Here is an 18,484-nt window from a genome sequence, read left to right as displayed (position 1 = left end):
GGTACTGTACGTCCCGATTCGGGACCACGTCGACCACCAAGGATCACACCTGACATGACCAACCCCCTCACCCCGGTCACCCTCGGCACCGACCAGGCCCGGACCCGCCTCGACGAACTCACCGTCATCGACGTGCGCACGCCCGCCGAGTACGCCTCCGGCCATCTGCCCGGCGCCCTGAACATCCCCCTGGACCAGGTCCGACGCGCCCTGCCCGAGATCCGGCACGCCGCCGAGCGGGGAGACGTGCTTCTCGTGTGCGCCTCCGGGGCCCGCTCCGGGAACGCCTGCGAAATGCTGGCCGAACAGGGCGTCCCCGCCGCCACGCTCGCCGGAGGCACCGGCGCCTGGGCCGCCGAGGGCCACGATCTGCACCGTCCCGCCGCCTGCGCCACCCAGGCCGGATGGAGCATGGAGCGCCAGGTCCGTTTCACGGCCGGCACCCTGGTGCTCCTCGGCCTCGTGCTCGGCCTGCTCGTGCACCCGGCGTTCCAGCTCCTCTCGGCCGGTGTCGCGGGCGGCCTGGTCTTCTCCGCGCTCACCGACACCTGCGGCATGGCGGTCGTGCTGGCCAGGCTGCCCCACAACCGCCCCCGCGCGGCCGACCTCGACGCCGCGCTCGCCGCCCTGCGCGGCCGCTGAGCCTTCCGGCCGCTTGGGCCGGCCGCCTCCAAGGGGCCGACCGGCCCAAGCGGATGTCCCGGTCGTCGAACAGACTGGAGGTGCGGGACCCCGGCATTGCGCCGGTGCTCGGCACACACCTTGCTGACGGCGCGCCGCCGGGTTCCTCACCCCACCGGCGAGCAAGAGAGCGAGGATCGTCATGAAGGGCTACGTCTTCCGCGGTCCCGGGCAGGCTTCCTGGGAAGAGGTCCCGGACCCCGGCATCAAGGAACCCACCGACGCGATCGTCCGGGTCGACGCCGTGACCATCTGCGGAACGGACCTGCACATCCTCAAGGGGGACGTGCCCGAAGTGCAGCCCGGCACGGTGCTGGGGCACGAGGCGGTCGGCGAGATCGTCGAGGCGGGAAGCGACGTGCGCACGGTGCGCCCCGGGGACCGGGTGCTGGTCTCCTGCATCAGCGCCTGCGGACGGTGCCGGTACTGCCGCGAGGGCATGTACGGCCAGTGCCGGGACGGCGGGGGCTGGATCCTCGGGCACCTGATCGACGGAACCCAGGCCGAGTACGTCCGTGTGCCGTACGCCGACCTGTCCGTACACCCGCTGCCCGGAGCTCTGGCCGGTCAGGACGCCGTGCTGCTGGCCGACATCTTCCCCACCGCCTACGAGGTGGGCGTGCTCAACGGAAGGGTGAGGCCCGGGGACACCGTCGTGGTCGTCGGGGCCGGCCCCATCGGGCTGGCGGCCATTGCCACCGCCCGGCTTTTCGCACCCGAGCGGATCGTCGCGGTCGACCTGGCCGACGCCCGGCTCGAGGCCGCCAGGAGCCTCGGCGCCGACGCCGTGGCCGACGCGGGGGAAGCCCCCGAGCAGCTGATCACCGACCTCACGGACGGGCTCGGCGCGGACGTCGTCATCGAGGCGGTCGGTGTGCCGGAGACCTTCGAGATGTGCACGCGCATGGTCCGGCCCGGCGGGCACGTGGCCAATGTCGGCGTGCACGGCAAGCCCGCGGCACTGCATCTGGAAGACCTGTGGATCAAGAACGTGACCATCACCACGGGCCTGGTCGACACCCGTTCCACACCGACGCTGCTGCGGATGGCGTCCGCCGGAAGGCTCCCGACCTCGCAACTGGTCACTCACACCTTCTCCCTGGACCAGATGGAGGAGGCCTACGACGTTTTCGGCAACGCCGCCGAGACCGGCGCCCTCAAGGTCGTGCTCGGCGAACCACGGCACGACGTCGTCGCCACGCGGACAACCTGACAGCCGGCAGGCCGACACGGCGTGGCCGGCGACTGGCCGCGCCGGCTGTGGGAGGAGGTGAAACGCCATGACCGGCACCGTGTTGGTCACCTACGGAACCACGAACGGATCGACGGCACGGATCGCCGAAACCGTCGCCGACGTCCTGCGAAAGGACGGGTTGACGGTCGAGACCCTGCCCGCCCGGTCCGTCGCGAGTGTGACGTCGTACGACGCCGTGGTGGTCGGCGGTGGGCTGTACGCCGGACGCTGGCACAAGGACGCCCGTCGGTTCGTCCGCCGGTACCGCCGCGACCTGGCGAAGCGCCCGGTGTGGCTGTTCAGCAGCGGCCCGCTGGACGCCACGGCCTCGGAACGGGACATCCCGCCCGTACCCGGTGTGAAGAAGGCCGTCGCCGAAATCGACGCCAGGGAGCACGTCACCTTCGGTGGTTGTCTTGAGGAGGGCGCGAAGGGATGGGTCGCCCGGATGATCCTCCGCAGCGGAAAGGGCGGGGACTTCCGCGACTTCACGGCGATCCAGACGTGGGCGGCGCACGTCGCCGACGATCTGACGCACACCTGAGAACGGGCTGGAGGACTGTGCCTGATCCCGACCCCGGTGCCCGGCACCGGGGTCGCCGCGGTACCTGTGCCGGCTACCTGTCGCCGCGCTGCCACCAGGCCGTTTTCCGGTGTGAAGGGGGACTGTTGGCCCTCACCTTCCAGCCTCGTCCCGCTCAGGGTGGAAGACGCGGAAGACGCGGAAGACGCGGAAGGCGTGAAAGACGCGGAAAGACGCAGTACCCGCTGTACCAGGAGGAGGACGGGCTGACGATGTACCCCAATGACGGTTTCCGTGAACTCGGTCGGCAGGAGTGCCTGCGGCTGATGGCCGAGGCGCCCGTCGGCCGCATCGTCTTCACGCGCCTGGCCCTGCCCGCCGTGCTGCCGGTCAACTTCTGCCTGGACGCCGACGGTGCGGTGCTGCTGCGTACCGCCGAGGCTTCGGAACTGGTCCGCGCGATCGACGGCGCGGTGGTCGCCTTCGAGGCCGACGACGTCGATGCGGCCCGGCAGGCCGGCTGGAGCGTGGTCGTCACGGGCCCGGCCGCGGTGGTGACCGACCCGGCCGAGCACGCGCGCCTGTCCCGCACCGGTCCGGTCTCCTGGGCGCCCGCGACGCGGGAGGTCTTCGTCCGTATCGAGCCCGAGCTGGTCACCGGACGTGAACTCGTCGGCGGACGCACCCTGTACGGGGTGAGCCTGGCGGCAAAGAGCGGCTGACGGTCGCCAACCAGGCTCGTACCGTGGGACGTTCGGCCCGCCCGCCGGGCCCTTCAGTCCCTCCGCAGGACGCCGGCGGCGCGGGACATTGAAGGAGCAACGAGAGTCGTCCACCTCCTGCGCCACCCTCTGGAAGGGATGAGCACCATGGCAGTTCACGACCACCCCCACCGGCGTCCGGGATTCCGCTTCCCGTCCCCGCACCGGGCCGGGACGGCTCCCGTGTCCGCCGAGCCGGTGACCGCGGCGGCGACCGAGACCCGCGCGTACGTGCTCGCCGGGCTCCGCCTGCTGACGGGTTTCGTCTTCCTGTGGGCGTTCCTGGACAAGACGTTCGGCCTCGGCTACGCGACCCCCTCCGGCAAGGGGTGGATCGACGGCGGGTCGCCGACCAGGGGATTCCTCAGCGGCGTCGCCGTCGGGCCGATGGAGTCCACCTTCCACGCCTGGGCCGGGGACGCCTGGGCCGACTGGCTGTTCATGCTCGGTCTGCTCGGCGTCGGCCTCGCGCTGATCGTAGGCATCGGCCTGCGGCTCGCCGCGGTCGCGGGCACCGTCATGACGGCGCTGATGTGGGTCGCGGAATGGCCGCCGGCCCGACACCTGTCGGACGGGTCGCCGAGCATGTCGACGAACCCGTTCGCCGATTACCACCTGGTCTACGCCGTGATCCTCGTCGCACTCGCCGCCGCGGGCGCCGGCGCCACCTGGGGCCTGGGCGAGGTCTGGGCGCGGCTCCCCTTCGTCAGCCGCAACCGCTGGCTGCTCTGACGGGCGCGGAATCGTCGGACCGGGGCACCTCCGCTCGTCGGCGGGGGTGCCCTCTCGTCCGTGTCCCCGCCGACGCCCGTACGGTGAGGCTCCGCGCGACCGGGCCCGAGGGCCTCCGGTCACCCGCTGTCGCTGACTCCGGTCCCGAGGAGCGCGGCCCGCCCGGCCTCCAGGCGGGCCACCGGGACACGGAACGGGGAGCACGAGACGGAGTCGATGCCGGCGGTGTGGAAGAAGCGCACCGGCTCCGGGGCGCCGCCGTGTCCGCCGCAGACGCCGTTCTTCAGCTCGGACCGGGCCGCGCAACCCTCGGCGACGGCGATCCCCACCAGGCGCCCCACACCGTCGCGGTCGATCGCCTTTGCCCCTCCCTGCACGACACGCGCCCGCGTGACGCCCGCACGACGGGGTTCAGGTTCGCCGGGGGACGACGGCGACCGGGCACGTGGAGTAGTGCAGCAGGGCGTGGGCGACGCGGCCGAGCTGCAGACCGAAGTGGCCGTGGCGCCGCAGAGCGCCGACGACGATCAGGTCGGCTTCGGCCGATGCGTGCAACAGGACCCGGTGGGCGGGACCTTCCACCGGCCTGCGCCGCACCTCGACCTCGGGGTGCTCCCGCATCGCCTGGTCCAGCGCGTCGGTGAGGTTGGTCGTGACGCGCTCCTCGTGGGCACTGGCGGCGTCATCGGCGAGGAGGGGACGGTCCACGCGCTCGTGAGCCGGGCTGCGCCAGGCCCGTACGGCGTCGAGGGCGGAGCCGCGCGCCTCGGCCGCACGGAAGGCGAACCGTACGACGCCCGTGCTCGTGGCCGGGTCGCCGACCCCCACCACCACCCGCCCGAAGAGGCCCTGTCGGTTCTGATCCGCACCACGGACCACGATCACCGGGCACACGGCACGGGCCGCCACGGTGAGGCTGACCGATCCCAGCAGCAGTCCGGCTATTCCGCCACGGCCGCGTGAGCCCGTGACCAAGGCGTACGACTCGCTTCCCGCCTGCAGCAGCGCGGACACGGCATCGTCGGGCTGCACGTCGCCCGACACCTTCACCTCGGGATTGCGGAGCCGGGCACGTTCGATGCCGGACGCGATGATGTGCTCCGCCATGACCTCCTCGGCGGGGCGATCGGTCCTGAGGGAGGGGCGGGCCGCCTCGTAGCGCTCCCACAGGGAGGCATGGACCAGGCGCACCGGCAACCCGTGGCGTGCCGCTTCGTCCACCGCCCAGTCCAGTGCCTGGAGGCTGGAATCCGATCCGTCGACGCCCACGACCAGCGGGAGTTGCATGGGTTCCCTCACTTTCCTACGTGGCCACTGACAGACCTCATGCCCGTACCGTCGCACTGTCCGGGGCCCGCCGCGACATGCGGACCGCACCACCGGCGCCTGGGGGCCCGCGGCGGCTCAGGGGTGGATGTCGAGTACGTCCGGCACCGGGCGTCGCGGGGTGCTGGGGCCCTTGGGGCCGTATCCCAGGCGCAGCACGATCTGGATGTGCCCGGCCCCGGACACCGGGTCGCGCAGCGGCCAGCGAAGGTCACTCCACTCCAGGGCCTGAGTGGCGAAGGAACTGGACAGGCCCTCGAGGGTGGCCAGCAGCAGGACCCGTTCCATGGCCTGGCCGGCGCGCAGCCAGTCCTCCGGGCGGTCGCGGGAGGTGCTGAGGACGACCAGCTGGGGGGTCCGTTCGAACTCGGCGGTGCCGCGGCCGGGCACCGGCCTGCTTCCGGCGAAGTCGCGCATGGGCGCCTTGCCGCCGTGCTTGCGCGGCCCGAAGGCGTAGTCGGGCACTCCGTCCGGGGCCGTGTTCCCCGCCGGAGCATCGATACGGGTCCACTCCGCCAGGTCCTTGCCGCTGCCCCGGTCCGTGAGATTGCGTGCCTCGGCCTCCTCCAGCAGTTCCAGCACCTGTTGCAGGTGCCAGGAGGACGGGAAGGTCAGTGTCGCTCCCTCACTGCGGGCGGCGTCGGCCAGGGCCGTGCGCAGCTCCTGGGGGATCTCCGTCTCCTCGAACGGGAAACGGCTGCTGTGCCGCTGGTGGATCGCCGGATACAGCGCGGGGAGGTCGCTCTGACCGCTCCCGGGAGCGGTCAGCTGTACGGCGGCGAGCAGCGCCGGGTCGGCCGGGTCGGGCAGCAGCCGGACTGCCGGGTACCACCCCTCGTGGGCCAGCGCGACCCGCAGATTCAGCAGAGCGGCGCCGCCGCCGAGGTGCAGGGCGCGATTGTCCGGGTCGACGTGCGGCAGGACGCGGTCGAGGTCCGCACGCACCTGGAAGGTACGGCTGCCCCGGAAGTAGCGGAAGTGCCACGGCTGTGCGTTGTGCATGGACGGGGCGGCGGCGGCGTCGTGCGCAAGGGCCGCCACCCGCTCGTCCGGCAGGGTCTGCTGGTTCACAGGGGCTCCTTTCGTGAAGCGGCGGAGCGCAGTGGGCACGAGCCGTGGCCGCTCACTGACCGGCCGGGGTGATGCGGCGTCCGGTCAGGCGGGTGGGCCGGATCGACACCCACATCTCGCGTTCGCCCCCGGCCCACGGCGCGGTGTGGGCGCGTTCGGTCAGCCGCCGCACCTCGTCGGGTTCGGTGGCCACCCGGGCGGGGCCGACGGCGAGCACGCTCCAGCCCCGGCTCATGGCCTCGTCCACGTGGTCGACCTCGAAGGCGATCTCCGATCCCACGGCGGCCGCGGGCACGGAGTCGGGAGCGGTCCGGAACGCGATCGCGTCGTCGACGACCTCGTAGTTCACCGGGACCACCGCCGGCCCTTCGGGCGTGGTCACCGCGATGCGCCCCACACCGTGGGTGGACAGCAGGGCGCGGCACTCCTCCGGTTTGAGGTCCCGCAGCTCGGGGTGCAGCAGCGCGGTGCCCCGGCCGGGCGGCAGATCGGCGCCGCTGCCGCGCAGTGCCTGGACGCTGGTGCCCAGCGCCGCGGCCAGCCGGATGAGGGTCGCCAGGCTCGGATCGGCCGGGTGTTCCTCGAGATAGGAGAGGTAGTCCGGCGCCATCCTGGCGCGGCGGGCCGTCTCTTCCCGGCTCAGGCCCCGCCGGGTGCGTTCGGTGGCCACCCGCCGGCCGATGTCGCCGGGGTCGGGCAGGCCGGCGGGCGGAGGCGCGCCGGCCCCGGTATCGGTCTCGGGTTCGTGTCCGAGGTGCTTGATGTGGGCGTCGGGGCCGGGGAAGACGAGGGTCACCTCCTGCGTGTCCGACCAGCGCACGTCGTAGGGAGGGGTGCCGTCCTCGTGGTGGAGCCCGACGATCTCGCCGTCGCGCCGGGGGGTGCCGGTCGCCGGGCCTTCGATGACAAGCTGATCGCCGAGGTGAGCTCGCATGATCGCCGCCCTCATCCCGTGATCTCGATACGACGCGGCTTGGCCTCCTGGGTCTTGGGAACGCGCACCGTGAGGACTCCGCCGGTCAGCTCCGCGGTGATGTGCTCGGTGTCGACGTTCGGGGGCAGACTCGTGCGGTAGTCGAACCGTCCGACGTGCCGGGTCTGCCGACGGAGCACACCCGTACGCTCCTTCTCCTTGATCTCGCCGCGGATGTCGAGCTCGCCGTCGCTGACCTCCACGCTGATCTGCTCCTTGTCCACGCCGGGAAGTTCCAGCTCCATCAGGTAGGCGTCCTGGGTGTCCTCGACGTCGGCCAACGGCGCCCATGCCCCTTCCTCGGTCCCGGCCTCGGGAAAACCGCGGCCGGGGAAGGGGAAGGTGGAGTGCATGAGCTGTTCCATGCGGGTGCGCAGCTCCTCGAGTTCCCGGAGGGGGTCCCACCCGGGGAGCGAGCCCCTGCCGCGGTGTGCTGGAAGCGTCATCGGTCGTCCTCCTTGACTCCTGGACCGGCAGTGAGCCCGCCGGTGGAGACGGATGTGCTGCCCACGGGGCCGGGTTCCCCGGCAGGTGCCGGGCTCACGAGGTTGCCCCCGGCCGGGACGCGGTCTGCGGTCACGTCGGCCAGCCGACGGGCGGGCGGGGGCGCGGCCCGGCCGCGCCCGTGCCCTCGATGTCGCGCTCGGCGATGTCCACCAGTTGTCGGCCCAGGTCCTGCAGGGCCCGGCCTGCGGCCAGTTCGTCACCGATCTCCGGCACCTCCGCGTCGGCCGGATTCCGGCGCGTGGCCCCGTGGCCGGTGAGCACCGTGGTCCCGGTGTCGACCACCGCACGGGCCCTCGTCACTCTCCCGTCCTCGAAGAGGTAGAGGCGGACCTTCCATTCCACGGTGTGCGGCATCGCTTCCTCCTCAGCTCGGTACGGACCGGTACGGCCCGGACGCGGCGCGTCCGGACATCCAGTGCCGTGCGGCGGGTGCCGCCGTCTGCTGTGCGATACGGCGCCGGACCCGGTCGGCGAGGGCGTGCAGCCGCTCGTAGCGCCCGGGGCGCTACGGGGGCCCGGATCCGGCGGGCTGTCGGCGGCAGCGCGGCGGCGAAGGCGTGGACGTCCTGGGGGCCGACCCGCCGGCCGGACAGGTGGTCCCGGGCGGACTCCGGCCCCGCCGCGACCAGGAAGCCCCGCTCGGCGGGCAGATCGCGGACGAACAGGCTGAACGTCGCCGGGCCGGTCATCTTCTCCCGCAGACAGGACACGGCCATCGTCACTTCGTACAGGTCGGTGGTCGTCGCATCGGACATCAGCGCCACCTTCTCGGTCCCGCCGGACGCGCGGTGAACTGCGCGGACTCGTCGCCGGGCCTCCAGCGGATCGCCCGCTGCTTCTCCTCCCACCATCGAACGGCGGCAGGCCTCGGGCACAGGGCCGAAGGTCCCTGATGAGCGGTTCTTCAGGTCATGGGAGCCGGCCCCCGGCGCGGTTCCCGCGGACGCACCGTCAGTCGTGCGGCACGATCGCGACCGGGCAGCCGACCCGGTGGATCACGGCATGGGTGACCGGGCCGGTGCGAGGCATCCCCCGGCGGTCGGTGAGCCGGTCTCCGACGACCAGCAGTTCCGCCCCGGACGCCGCCTTCAGCAGGGCGCCTGCGGGCTTGCCCTCGACCACGGTCTGAAGGACCTCGACCTCGGGGTACTTCTCGCGCCACACCTGGAGCACGGCGGAAAGGAAGCCCAGCCATTCCTCGGCCCGCTGCGGAGCGCCCGTCAGGCCGACTTCGCCGGGGCCCAGGGTGAGCCGGTCGGGCGCGCGCCAGGCGTGCAGGACCCTCAGCCGCGCGTGCCGCAGGCGGGCCGCCTCGAAGGCGAACGCGAGCACCTCGCCGCACGGTTCCGTGACGTCGACGCCGAGGACCACGTCCCGCCGGCCGGTGCTCTCCGCGTCCGCTTCCTCCCCGGCGGTGTCGGCCCGTACCAGGACGACGGGCCGCGTGGCCCTGGCCACGACGCCGAGCGCGACCGACCCCACGACCAGTGAGCTGAGGCGACCCAGCCCGCGCGAGCCCAGCACCAGCAGGCCGGCGTCGTCTGCCGCCCTCGCCAGGGCGGCGGTCGCCGGTCCCGCGACCTGCTGGTCGTACAGCGGCACGCCGGGGCACGCGGCGCGGACGCGTGCCGCGGCGTGCCGCAGGACGCGCCGCGCCAGGTGCCGCTCGCCCGCGGGCACGACCTCCGTTCGGTCCTGGCGCGGGTGCCAGTTGCGCGCGTGCAGCAGCCGCAGGGCCCGCCCGCGACGCACGGCCTCGTGGGCCGCCCACTCGGCGGCTGCCAGGCTTTCGGCGGAACCGTCGACGCCGACGACAACGGGCGACACCATGACATGCACCTCCAGAACAGGGCTTTCTCCCCGCTACCAGCGTCCCCCGGCGGCAGCGTGTGCGCAGGGGCTGGCCGGTCCTCACCCGGGGGCCATCAGGCCCCGTCCGGGAACGGCGGGCGGGACGGTTGCTCCGTCACCCCCGCTGCGGCACGACCGCCACCGGGCACCGACGACCGCCAGATCGGCGGCGGCCGACCGGAGCACGAGGACCTTCGGGGCCGGGCCTTCGACCGTCGCCCGGGGACTTCGACCCGCTGCGGACGCCTGGTGCCGTGGTTGCGCGCCCGGGTGGCCGATGTTTCCACCCGGTCGGGCCGAAGGGCCCTCGGACGGGGCCTGGCCGGCCCGTGGCGTCCCGCGCCGGTCGGGTACACGCTGTCTTACGGCCGACGAAGTCGCCGTTCGACTGCGGGGGCAGGCGTGAAGGGGACAAAAGGATGGCAACCGCGACGACCACCACTCTGGCCGCCGGTCTTCCGGCCGAACACCGCGAGCGGCTGATGCGGCACGCCCACGAGGTCTCCTTCGACATCGGAGCCCGTCTGTTCGAGGAGGGGCGGCGGGTCGGCCGGTTCTGGATCATCCGGACCGGGACCGTCGCCCTCGATCTGCAGGTCCCCGGCAGTCGTGCGGCCGTGATCGATTCGCTGGGCCATGGTGAACTGGTCGGCTGTTCCTGGCGCTTCCCGCCCCACCCGTGGCTCCTGGGCGCCGAGACCACCAGCCCGGTGCGGGCCTGGGAGTTCGACGCCGAGGCCGTACGGGCACTGTGCGCCGAGGACCCCGGGTTCGGCCGCGCGATCGCCGTGTGGGTCGGCCGGGTGGTCGCCCGGCGCCTGCACGCGACCCGCGTCCGGCTGCTCGATCTGTACGCCCCGTACGGCAGCGGGAGCAGGTGACGACCGGGTTCCCCGTGCCGTGTGCCCCGGCCCCAGCGGCCACGAGCTGACCCACGTACCTGACAACCCGAGAGGGAGACCCATGAACGGCAGCCCGCACACCGTGAGCGACGTGATGTCGCATACCGTCGTGGCCGTCGGTCGCGACGCCCCGTTCAAGGAGATCGTTCGGCTCATCGATCAGTGGAAGGTGAGTGCCCTGCCGGTGCTGGAAGGCGAGGGCCGGGTCGTCGGCGTCGTCTCCGAGGCCGATCTGCTGCCCAAGGAGGAGTTCCGCGACAGCGACCCCGACCGGTTCATGCAGCAGCGCCGCCTGCCCGATCTGGCCAAGGCGGGGGCACTGACCGCCGGAGAGCTGATGAGCACCCCGGCCGTCACCGTCCACGCCGACGCCCCCGTCGCGCAGGCGGCCCGCATCATGGCTCAGCGCAAGGTCAAGCGGCTGCCCGTCGTGAGCCGGAAAGGGCTGCTCGAAGGCATCGTCAGCCGGGTCGACCTGTTGAAGGTCTTTCTGCGGACGGACGAGGAGCTCGCCCAAGAAGTCCGCAGGGAGATCGTCGCTCCCCTCTTCCCGGCCCCGCTCGAGGCCATAGAGGTGGAGGTCTCCGACGGTGTCGTCACCCTCACCGGCCGTATGCGGGACACCTCGCTGGTGCCCGTCGTCGCCCGCGCGGTGCGCGCCGTCGAAGGGGTGGTGGACGTCACCTTCCAGCTGGCGAACGGGTCGTCGGGCGAACCGCGGTGAGGGAGGGGGAGCGGGACTGTCGGCCTTGCGCTACCGGGGTGGTGTCGGCGGCTCGCGGTGCAGCACGACCTTGAGGGCGCCGGTGTCCGGGCCGTGCGCGAAGACCTCGTAGGCGTCCTCCACGCGGTCGAGGCGGAACCGGTGGGTGACCAGCGGGGAGACCGCCAGGCGTTCGAAGGCCAGCAGGTCGAGCAGCCACGGCGTGGAGAAGGTGTCGACCTGCCCGGTGCTGATCGTCACGTTCTTGCGCCACAGGGCCTCCAGATGCAGGGCGGCCGGCTTGCCGTGCGTGCCGATGTTGGCGATGTGCCCGCCCGCGCGCACCACGCGGGTGGCCAGGAGGAAGCCGTCCGGGTCGCCCGCGGCCTCGATGACCACGTCGGCTCCGGGCCCCTCGGACAGCTCGGCCACCAGCCGCCCGGGCAGTTCGGCGGCGTCGGCGCCCAGCCGGGCGGCGGCGGCCAGCCGGGGGTGGGACAGGTCCACCGCGACGATCCGGCGCGGTGCGTAGAGCCGGGCGACGAGGACGGCGGCCAGCCCCACGGGGCCCGCGCCCACCACCACGACGGTGTCTCCCGGGCCCACGTGTCCGTTGCGCACCCCGACCTCGTAGGCGGTGGGCAGCAGCTCGGCGAGCAGGACCGCCTCGTCCAGCGGGAGGTCCGGGGGGCGCCGGTGCGTGGAGTGGTCGGCGAAGGGGACGCGGACGAACTCGGCCTGCGTCCCGTGGATGGTGTTGCCCAGGATCCACCCGCCGCCCCCGCGGCACTGTCCGTACAGGGTGTCGCGGCAGGGCGGGCAGTGGGCGCAGGCCGAGACGGACGACACGATCACCTGTTGTCCGGGGCGCCGGGTGTGCACGTCGCTGCCGACGGCCACCACTTCGCCGACGGCCTCGTGGCCGAGGACCGTTCCCGGCTTCACCTCGGGGAGCTCGCCCCGCCGGATGTGCAGGTCGCTTCCGCAGACGGTGGTCGCGTCGACGCGGACGAGCGCGTCGGTGCCGGCCTCGATCACGGGGTCCGGCACCGTGTCCCAGGAGGTCTGTGCAGGACCGTGGTAGACGAGTCCTCGCATGCCCGCTCCCTTTCTCGCCGTCTCCTGTCCACCGTCACCCCGGACGGGCTGCCCGGCAACACGGAACGCCCGCACCGCCCCGGCTCGTCCGGCTCAGTCATGGGGGACGGCGGCGACAGGGCAGCGTGCGTGAGGGGTGGCCGCCCGGGCGACGGGGCCCGGGCGGGATGCCGGAGCGCGGCGGTGCCGACGCCGGCCGACGATCGCGAGCGGTGGCAGGGGTGGTCGGTGGCCGAGGAGCGTCGATCACGACGGCTTCGACGGTGTTCCGGTCCCAGCATCGTGGAACCGCCCTCGACGGGCAGGGCCGAGCGGGCACCGCATCGGGCCGACCGGCCCTCAGCACCGGCACGGGGACTTCTCCTTCGGCGAAGTGGGGTGACGAATGACCCCGGTCTCGTACCGTCACGGGGCACGGTGTCCGATCGATGATCGAAGGAGCCTGAACGCGGAGCCCCCGCGGTACGTACGTGACGGTGGAAACGTCGCCCGAGGCCCGGGCCCGCCGTGCGAGTGGCTGACGGAAAGCGGCTACCCGGACGAAGGGGCGTGGCGCTGGGCAACTCTGCAAGGTCGTGTGGGGATGCACAGAGAGACAAGACGCATGGGGATGCAGGCGCTGCTCATCGAAGACGACGAGACGATCGCCGAGCCGTTGATCGAGGGGCTGCGGAACTACGGCCTGTCGGTCACCTGGGTCGCCACGGGTACGGAGGGGCTCTCGGGGCCGTTCGGGGATTCGGACCCTTTCGGGGATGTCGTCCTGCTCGACCTGGGGCTGCCGGACATGGACGGCATCGACGTCTGCCGCGGGATCCGGCAGGTCTCGGACGTTCCCGTCATCATTCTCACCGCACGCGGCGCGGAGAGCGACAAGGTGCTCGGGCTGGAGCTGGGCGCGGACGACTATCTGGCGAAACCGTTCAGCCTTCGGGAGCTGGTCGCCCGTATCCGCGCCGTCTCCCGCCGCACCGGAACCACGCCGGGAACCACGGCCGGGGCTGCCCCCGCTCGCGGCTACTCCGTCTCCGGGCCCCCCGGCCCGGCAGCGGCGGCCGAAGCCCTTCCCGCAGCCGGTGACGTGCCCGGCACGCTGGTGGTGGACCGCCGTACACGGCAGGTGTGGGTGGGCCGGTCGCAGGTCGCGCTGACCCCGAAGGAGTTCGAGCTGCTGGCGCTGCTGTGCGAGGACCCTGGGGCGGTCTGCTCGCGCCGGCGGATCCTGGAACACGTCTGGGACCCCTACTACGAGGGCGCCACCAAGACACTCGATGTCCACGTGGCCACGCTGCGCCGGAAACTGGGCCACCCGGGCTGGATCCAGACGTTGCGCGGTGTGGGGTTCCGGCTCGCGGTGCAGGCACCTCCTCCCGGGCCGACCGGCCGTTCGCGGGGTCACGCGGGTGCCTTTGAAGGTGCCTCTCCGTGACTCGCCGGCTGCTGCTCACCTACCTGAGCATCGCCGCCCTGGTGCTGCTCTGCCTGGAAATACCTCTGGGCTTCGTGTACTCCCGCGCCGAGCGGGACCGCATGATCAACGCTGCCCGTGAGGAAGCGGCTTCGTTGTCGGCCTTCGCCGAACTGTCCTTGGCTTCCGGCAGGGAGGAGCAGGACCTGCCCCGACGCGTCACGGAATGCGCCGGGCGCATCGGCGGCCAGATCGCCGTGATCAGCAGCTCCGGCAGCCTCATCGCCGCCTCCCATCCTCTGTCCGAGCAGGAGGCACGTGAGCTGATGGGGCGGCCGGACGTCGCCGCGGCCCTGAACGGCACCGGCTCCGCCGACGTGCGCACCTCCGGGATCGGCGGCGTGCAGTACCTGTCCGTCGCCGCGCCCGTCGGTCATGCCACCCCGCCCGAGGCCGCCGTCCGCATCTCCGTGCCCACCGACACCGTGCACGGCCGCGTCCACCAGGTGTGGCTGCTGCTCGCCCTGGCCGGGCTCGCCGTGCTGGCCGTCGTGGCCGGGTTCGCGTTCGCCGTCGCCCGGTGGGCCGCACGCCCCATCCGCGAACTGCAGCGGGCCACCGTTCACCTCGCCGACGGCAGCCTGCCCGGGCCGGTCGCCGTGACCGACGGGCCACCGGAGATACGCAGTCTGGCCGCCACCTTCAACCAGACCGCCGCCCGCCTGGAACACCTCCTGGCCTCCCAACGTGCGTTCGCCGGCGAAGCCTCCCACCAGCTCAAGACCCCGCTCGCCGCCCTGCGGCTGCGCCTGGACAACCTCGAGCCGGCCGTCGCGCCCTTCGGCCGGGCGTCCCTGACCGCGGCGCTCACCGAGACCGACCGCCTGGCGCGTCTGGTGGAGGGCCTGCTCACGATGGCCGGCCTGGAGGAGAAGTCCGCCACCCGGGACGTGGTCGATCCGCAACGCGTCTGCGCCGAACGGCGCCAGACGTGGGCCCCGGTCTTCGAACAGCGGAATGTGCTGCTGGCCCTCACCGGGGAGCGCACCGGGCCCGTCCTCGTCCTGCCCGGCGCCCTCGAGCAGATCCTCGACAACCTGCTCTCCAACGCGCTGTGTCACTCACCGCCCGGCAGCACCGTGACCGTTCACCTGCACGGCCGCCGTGCGTCCGAGCGCCGGCGCGCCGCTGCCGACGGCCGTATGTCGTTCGTGGACCTGCACGTCATCGACCAGGGAACCGGCCTGACGGAGGAGCAACGCCTCCGCGCCTTCGACCGTTTCTGGCGCGCCCCCGACGCCCCCAAGGGCGGCACGGGCCTCGGCCTGGCCCTGGTCCAGCGCCTCGCGCACGCCGGCGGCGGCAACGTCGCCCTGCGTGCCGCACCCCAGGGAGGACTGGACGTCGTGGTCGGCCTGCCCTACGCAGGCTCCGCCTGCCCTGGTCCCGGCCACTTTCCCGCCCCGCCGGGCGCCCGCCGTGCAGGCGGTCGCAGAATCTCTCTTCCTGCCGTCCCCGCCACGGACGACGAGTCCGCCCCGGCCTGAACGCGCCGCGTCGCGTTCAGGCCGGGGCGGGTGGCCGGATCAGTCGTCCTCGTCTTCGTCCTCATCCCCCGTCTGCTCCGAGTCCTGGCCGACGATCCGGCCGGTGAAGGCGTCGACGAGGGCCTCGAAGCCACCGCCACCGTCCCGGGCCTCCACCTCCCACACGGCCCTGCCGTCCTCCTCGTCCAGCTCCACCTTGACCACACGGGCACCGGGGCGGCTGTCGGTGACGATTCCGGCGGCCTGGACGGCGTTGACCGGTCGCGGTCCGAACCGGGCGTCCAGTTCCGGGTCGATCTCGATCTCGAAGCCGGCGGACGCGGCACGGACGGTCACCTGCTCGCCGCTCGACGCCCGCTCGGACTGCCCCGCCGAAGCAAAGGCGGCCCCCACGGTCACGGACAGCAGCACCCCGCCACCGGCCAGGGCGATCAGTTTGGCCTTGCGCATCGGTTCCTCCCTCGGAATGCGACCCGGGCGACCCGGACCGCCACAAGGAACCGCAGCACTGCGTTGCGGTTCCCGGCGGCACCGGTCTCCCCTGCATGCACCAGGACGCTAGCGAGTCGTGCGCCAAGGAAAGGTTTGAGAACCAACCCGGTCAGGCCAGGGGAACCCTAAATTTCCGGGTCCGCGGTGCGCGGTCCGGCGGAGCCTGCCGGGTGTCCCCGCCGGTCCTCCGGGCACCCGGTCCGAGAACAGGGACGAATGAGGAGAGAGAGCATGCAGTTGTCATTCCTGGCACCGCTTTTCGACCGCCCCGGCCCCTGGGCCACGGTGTACTTCGACGCCGCTCAGAACGACGAAGCGGGGGCGAAGCGGCGTGAGCTGTCCGTACGGGAAGCCTGCCGGACCCTGGAGGAGGAGGGCGCCGACACGGCCACCGTCCAGGCGGTGCGCGAGGCCCTGACCGACATCGGGCCCGCGGAGGACCCGGCGGGCCGAGTGGTCTTCGCCGCCGGAGGGGAGGTGGTGCTCAGCCATCGTCTCTCCCGGTCGCCGCAGAGCCAGATCGCCTGCTGGGCCGCGCTGCCCCGGCTGACACCGCTGCTGGAGCTGGCCGGCCAGGATCCGGACTGCCTGGTGGCCTACATCGACCGGACCGGCGCCGACTTCCAGCTGCGCGGGGACACCGGAGCACAGGATGCCGGGCAGACCGAGGGGCGGCAGTGGCCGGTTCACCGTACGGCCTCCTCGGACTGGTCCGAGCGGCACTTCCAGCTCAAGGTCGAGAACACCTGGGAGCACAACGCCGGGGAGATCGCCGAAACGCTGACCTCGGCGTACGAGGAGTGCGGCGCCGACCTGGTGGTGCTGGTCGGTGACCCCCGTGAGCGGCCCGCGGTGCACGAAAAGCTCCCTGAGGCGGTCCGCGAGGTCACGGTGGAGACGGAGCACGGCGGCAGGGCCGCCGGTTCGTCCTCCCCCGTTCTGGAGGAGGCCATCGAGCGGGCACGGCGGCAGTACACACGCCATCGCCTGGACGAGGCACTCGACCGCTTCCACGCCGGACGGGTGGGCACCGACCGGCCGACGGACGCGGTCGAAGGTGTCCCGGCCCTGGTCGAAGCCGCCCGGGAGCATCGCATCGACACACTGCTGATCCGGCCCGACGGGCCGGAGCTGGGCCGTGAGACGTGGGTGGGCGATGAGCCCGACCAGCTGGCGGTACGCCGGACCGACGCGCGCAGCCTGGGCGAGGACGCCCCGATCCCCGTACGCGCCGACGACGCGCTGCTGCGGTCGGCCGCCGTCACGGCCGCCGACGTACTGATCGTCCCGCCCTCGGACGAGGACGGCCCCGACGTACCGGCAGGCGGCCTCGGCGCCCTGTTGCGCTGGACGTACGAGCCGACCCCGGCCTGACGAGGGCCAGAGTGCCCCGGGACCCGGAGGCGTCCCGCAGGGCCGGTGTCCGCCCTTTCGCCGCCGGCTGCGTTCATCCGGTTCACCCTCCCGGGGCCGGGCCGTCGTCGGGGCGGGGCCCGCATGCGGCGGGCCGGGGCCGGAGCGGGACGCCGTTGGCGCGCAGCACCTCGCGGACGTCCAGGATCAGGGGGAAGACCTCGTGGTTGCGGTCCTCGCCCTGTTCGTCCCACGCCCGCTGCTCGGCTTCGACGGCCATGCGGTCCTCGGCGAAGACGCGTTCGGTGAAGCGCCTGATGAACGGCCAGGCCAGGTGGAGCGCGCCGGGAATCCCGGGCTTCTCGATCATGAGCAGGCCGTAGGCGTGACACGTGCGCTGCGCGGCGTCCTCGGGCACGTACGCGACCCAGAGGCGGAAGGACGGCCGCTCGGCGTCCTCCGGGACCAGGTCGAGCGTCTGGTACGGGTACTCGGTGCGGATGGTCATGAGGTCGCAGGAGTCGCGACCCGTGAAGCCCTCGGCGGCCAGCAGGTTGGCACCCCGGTTCCGCTTCCCCCCGGCGTGGCTGAACAGGTACCTGGCCTCCACCGAGCGCGCATCGGTCCGGTGGTCCAGCAGCTCGGGGCGGAGCCTGCCGACGACTCCGCGGTGGAGGAACTGGTGGTTCATGTCGAGCAGGTTCTCGTGCATGAACGAGTAGTGGCAGCGCACGGTCCGGGAGAAGGTCATGGTCCGGTACCGCGGTGAGCCGAAGGCCGGCAGCTCGGGCACCGGAGTGGCCGCCGCTTTCTCCGGGCTGCCGGGGAAGACGAACACCAGGCCGTACGCCTCGCGGACGGGGTAGCCGCGCACGCCGCGCGGCGGCCGGCCGTCACCCTTCGACAGGTACGGGATCTGCGAGATGCGGCCGTCGCCACGGTAGGCCCACGCGTGGTAGCAGCAGCGGAGTGTCTCGCCCTCCACGACGCCCATGCTCAGCGGCACCTGCCGGTGGGCGCACCGGTCCTCCAACGCGTAGACGGCACCGCTTTGCCCGCGGTAGAGCGCGATGCGCTCACCGGCGAACGAGGTCGCGGCCACCCGTCCGGCGCGCACCTTCCTGGAGAGCGCGACGGGATACCAGAAATCCGGGTTCGCCCCGACCCGCCGGAGGTCGCTCGCACCGGAGCGTGGATCGCGGTGCCCCGCGGACCGGTCGCTCCCAGCCCTGTCGAAGCCGGTGTCGGTCATACCTCTCCCTCGGACTTGGGCCATGCCATGGGGCAGCACCTCCATCCTGGTGGCGGGCCCACCCTCGGGC

The 18,484-nt window shown here is 72.8% G+C and carries 19 protein-coding genes and 2 pseudogenes; 10 read left to right on the top strand and 11 right to left on the bottom strand.

The window, feature by feature from the left end:
• Window positions 1-54 precede the first annotated feature (54 nt).
• The 5 genes from DIZ27_RS14075 (at window position 55) to DIZ27_RS14055 (ending at window position 3,931) form a co-directional block, all read left to right on the top strand.
• The gene (locus DIZ27_RS14075; protein ID WP_109378714.1) at window positions 55-642 is read left to right on the top strand and encodes a rhodanese-like domain-containing protein; all 588 of its coding nucleotides are present in this window, start codon (window positions 55-57) and stop codon (window positions 640-642) included.
• 181 nt (window positions 643-823) lie between these two features.
• Window positions 824-1,894 (top strand): zinc-dependent alcohol dehydrogenase family protein, encoded by a 1,071-nt coding sequence (locus DIZ27_RS14070; protein ID WP_109378713.1) that lies wholly within the window; start codon window positions 824-826, stop codon window positions 1,892-1,894.
• Window positions 1,895-1,961: 67 nt separating this feature from the next.
• The gene (locus DIZ27_RS14065; protein WP_109378712.1) at window positions 1,962-2,459 is read left to right on the top strand and encodes a flavodoxin domain-containing protein; all 498 of its coding nucleotides are present in this window, start codon (window positions 1,962-1,964) and stop codon (window positions 2,457-2,459) included.
• A 251-nt stretch (window positions 2,460-2,710) separates the two neighbouring features.
• Window positions 2,711-3,160 (top strand): pyridoxamine 5'-phosphate oxidase family protein, encoded by a 450-nt coding sequence (locus DIZ27_RS14060; RefSeq protein ID WP_109378711.1) that lies wholly within the window; start codon window positions 2,711-2,713, stop codon window positions 3,158-3,160.
• 147 nt (window positions 3,161-3,307) lie between these two features.
• Window positions 3,308-3,931, top strand: a complete 624-nt coding sequence (locus DIZ27_RS14055; protein ID WP_109378771.1) for a DoxX family membrane protein — start codon at window positions 3,308-3,310, stop codon at window positions 3,929-3,931.
• A gap of 119 nt (window positions 3,932-4,050) precedes the next feature.
• Here DIZ27_RS14055 and DIZ27_RS14050 read toward each other — a convergent pair.
• From DIZ27_RS14050 to DIZ27_RS14015, 8 genes and pseudogenes are all read right to left on the bottom strand, one after another.
• A pseudogene (locus tag DIZ27_RS14050) lies at window positions 4,051-4,293 on the bottom strand (putative PEP-binding protein); the annotation flags it as partial.
• A 49-nt stretch (window positions 4,294-4,342) separates the two neighbouring features.
• Window positions 4,343-5,218 carry a universal stress protein gene (locus DIZ27_RS14045; protein ID WP_109378710.1) on the bottom strand — a complete coding sequence of 292 codons (876 nt, stop codon included), beginning with the start codon at window positions 5,216-5,218 and terminating at the stop codon, window positions 4,343-4,345.
• A 117-nt stretch (window positions 5,219-5,335) separates the two neighbouring features.
• A complete protein-coding gene (locus tag DIZ27_RS14040; protein ID WP_375231966.1) occupies window positions 5,336-6,328 on the bottom strand; it encodes an Acg family FMN-binding oxidoreductase in 993 nt (330 codons plus the stop codon).
• Between the two features lie 52 nt (window positions 6,329-6,380).
• The gene (locus DIZ27_RS14035; protein ID WP_109378769.1) at window positions 6,381-7,262 is read right to left on the bottom strand and encodes a DUF1918 domain-containing protein; all 882 of its coding nucleotides are present in this window, start codon (window positions 7,260-7,262) and stop codon (window positions 6,381-6,383) included.
• Window positions 7,263-7,273: 11 nt separating this feature from the next.
• Window positions 7,274-7,747 (bottom strand): Hsp20/alpha crystallin family protein, encoded by a 474-nt coding sequence (locus tag DIZ27_RS14030; RefSeq protein WP_109378709.1) that lies wholly within the window; start codon window positions 7,745-7,747, stop codon window positions 7,274-7,276.
• Window positions 7,748-7,877: 130 nt separating this feature from the next.
• Complete coding sequence (locus DIZ27_RS14025; RefSeq protein ID WP_109378708.1) at window positions 7,878-8,162, bottom strand: DUF1876 domain-containing protein; 285 nt, start codon at window positions 8,160-8,162, stop codon at window positions 7,878-7,880.
• Between the two features lie 179 nt (window positions 8,163-8,341).
• Window positions 8,342-8,563, bottom strand: a pseudogene (locus tag DIZ27_RS47025) (nicotinate phosphoribosyltransferase); the annotation flags it as partial.
• Window positions 8,564-8,759: 196 nt separating this feature from the next.
• On the bottom strand, window positions 8,760-9,638 hold the full coding sequence (locus tag DIZ27_RS14015; RefSeq protein WP_109378707.1) for a universal stress protein: 879 nt from the start codon (window positions 9,636-9,638) through the stop codon (window positions 8,760-8,762).
• A 440-nt stretch (window positions 9,639-10,078) separates the two neighbouring features.
• Here DIZ27_RS14015 and DIZ27_RS14005 point away from each other — a divergent pair, with 440 nt between their 5' ends.
• Together DIZ27_RS14005 and DIZ27_RS14000 are read left to right on the top strand one after the other, a co-directional pair.
• On the top strand, window positions 10,079-10,540 hold the full coding sequence (locus DIZ27_RS14005) for a Crp/Fnr family transcriptional regulator (RefSeq protein WP_109378705.1): 462 nt from the start codon (window positions 10,079-10,081) through the stop codon (window positions 10,538-10,540).
• A gap of 82 nt (window positions 10,541-10,622) precedes the next feature.
• A complete protein-coding gene (locus tag DIZ27_RS14000; protein WP_109378704.1) occupies window positions 10,623-11,285 on the top strand; it encodes a CBS domain-containing protein in 663 nt (220 codons plus the stop codon).
• Between the two features lie 30 nt (window positions 11,286-11,315).
• Here DIZ27_RS14000 and DIZ27_RS13995 read toward each other — a convergent pair whose 3' ends face one another.
• On the bottom strand, window positions 11,316-12,362 hold the full coding sequence (locus DIZ27_RS13995; RefSeq protein WP_109378703.1) for an alcohol dehydrogenase catalytic domain-containing protein: 1,047 nt from the start codon (window positions 12,360-12,362) through the stop codon (window positions 11,316-11,318).
• Window positions 12,363-12,966: 604 nt separating this feature from the next.
• On the opposite strand from DIZ27_RS13995, the gene DIZ27_RS13990 reads away from it, so the two are divergent.
• Window positions 12,967-13,791: a response regulator transcription factor gene (locus DIZ27_RS13990; RefSeq protein ID WP_258308356.1), complete on the top strand. Its 825-nt coding sequence runs from the start codon at window positions 12,967-12,969 to the stop codon at window positions 13,789-13,791.
• Window positions 13,788-15,317 (top strand): HAMP domain-containing sensor histidine kinase, encoded by a 1,530-nt coding sequence (locus DIZ27_RS13985; protein WP_109378702.1) that lies wholly within the window; start codon window positions 13,788-13,790, stop codon window positions 15,315-15,317. Before DIZ27_RS13990 ends, DIZ27_RS13985 begins: the two co-directional genes overlap by 4 nt.
• Before the next feature lie 39 nt (window positions 15,318-15,356).
• Here DIZ27_RS13985 and DIZ27_RS13980 read toward each other — a convergent pair whose 3' ends face one another.
• Entirely contained in the window at window positions 15,357-15,767 is a 411-nt protein-coding gene (locus tag DIZ27_RS13980; RefSeq protein ID WP_109378701.1) for a PepSY domain-containing protein, read from the bottom strand.
• A 273-nt stretch (window positions 15,768-16,040) separates the two neighbouring features.
• Between DIZ27_RS13980 and DIZ27_RS13975 the strand changes: the two genes are divergently transcribed.
• Window positions 16,041-17,183, top strand: a complete 1,143-nt coding sequence (locus DIZ27_RS13975) for a Vms1/Ankzf1 family peptidyl-tRNA hydrolase (RefSeq protein ID WP_109378700.1) — start codon at window positions 16,041-16,043, stop codon at window positions 17,181-17,183.
• 82 nt (window positions 17,184-17,265) lie between these two features.
• Here DIZ27_RS13975 and DIZ27_RS13970 read toward each other — a convergent pair whose 3' ends face one another.
• On the bottom strand, window positions 17,266-18,414 hold the full coding sequence (locus tag DIZ27_RS13970) for an aromatic ring-hydroxylating dioxygenase subunit alpha (RefSeq protein ID WP_109378699.1): 1,149 nt from the start codon (window positions 18,412-18,414) through the stop codon (window positions 17,266-17,268).
• Window positions 18,415-18,484: the final 70 nt, after the last annotated feature.

Origin of the sequence: Streptomyces sp. NWU339 (assembly GCF_003143855.1) — a bacterium.
Lineage (GTDB): Bacteria > Actinomycetota > Actinomycetes > Streptomycetales > Streptomycetaceae > Streptomyces.
This window is presented reverse-complemented; position numbering and strand designations above follow the sequence as displayed.

Excerpts from the sequence above, each read along its gene's own strand:
- DIZ27_RS14075 (WP_109378714.1), top strand. The coding sequence starts at position 55 with ATGACCAACCCCCTCACCCCGGTCACCCTCGGCACCGACCAGGCCCGG.
- DIZ27_RS14070 (WP_109378713.1), top strand. The coding sequence starts at position 824 with ATGAAGGGCTACGTCTTCCGCGGTCCCGGGCAGGCTTCCTGGGAAGAG.
- DIZ27_RS14065 (WP_109378712.1), top strand. The coding sequence starts at position 1,962 with ATGACCGGCACCGTGTTGGTCACCTACGGAACCACGAACGGATCGACG.
- DIZ27_RS14060 (WP_109378711.1), top strand. The coding sequence starts at position 2,711 with ATGTACCCCAATGACGGTTTCCGTGAACTCGGTCGGCAGGAGTGCCTG.
- DIZ27_RS14055 (WP_109378771.1), top strand. The coding sequence starts at position 3,308 with ATGGCAGTTCACGACCACCCCCACCGGCGTCCGGGATTCCGCTTCCCG.
- DIZ27_RS14045 (WP_109378710.1), bottom strand. The coding sequence starts at position 5,218 with ATGCAACTCCCGCTGGTCGTGGGCGTCGACGGATCGGATTCCAGCCTC.
- DIZ27_RS14035 (WP_109378769.1), bottom strand. The coding sequence starts at position 7,262 with ATGCGAGCTCACCTCGGCGATCAGCTTGTCATCGAAGGCCCGGCGACC.
- DIZ27_RS14030 (WP_109378709.1), bottom strand. The coding sequence starts at position 7,747 with ATGACGCTTCCAGCACACCGCGGCAGGGGCTCGCTCCCCGGGTGGGAC.
- DIZ27_RS14025 (WP_109378708.1), bottom strand. The coding sequence starts at position 8,162 with ATGCCGCACACCGTGGAATGGAAGGTCCGCCTCTACCTCTTCGAGGAC.
- DIZ27_RS14015 (WP_109378707.1), bottom strand. The coding sequence starts at position 9,638 with ATGGTGTCGCCCGTTGTCGTCGGCGTCGACGGTTCCGCCGAAAGCCTG.
- DIZ27_RS14005 (WP_109378705.1), top strand. The coding sequence starts at position 10,079 with ATGGCAACCGCGACGACCACCACTCTGGCCGCCGGTCTTCCGGCCGAA.
- DIZ27_RS14000 (WP_109378704.1), top strand. The coding sequence starts at position 10,623 with ATGAACGGCAGCCCGCACACCGTGAGCGACGTGATGTCGCATACCGTC.
- DIZ27_RS13995 (WP_109378703.1), bottom strand. The coding sequence starts at position 12,362 with ATGCGAGGACTCGTCTACCACGGTCCTGCACAGACCTCCTGGGACACG.
- DIZ27_RS13990 (WP_258308356.1), top strand. The coding sequence starts at position 12,967 with ATGGGGATGCAGGCGCTGCTCATCGAAGACGACGAGACGATCGCCGAG.
- DIZ27_RS13980 (WP_109378701.1), bottom strand. The coding sequence starts at position 15,767 with ATGCGCAAGGCCAAACTGATCGCCCTGGCCGGTGGCGGGGTGCTGCTG.
- DIZ27_RS13975 (WP_109378700.1), top strand. The coding sequence starts at position 16,041 with ATGCAGTTGTCATTCCTGGCACCGCTTTTCGACCGCCCCGGCCCCTGG.
- DIZ27_RS13970 (WP_109378699.1), bottom strand. The coding sequence starts at position 18,414 with ATGACCGACACCGGCTTCGACAGGGCTGGGAGCGACCGGTCCGCGGGG.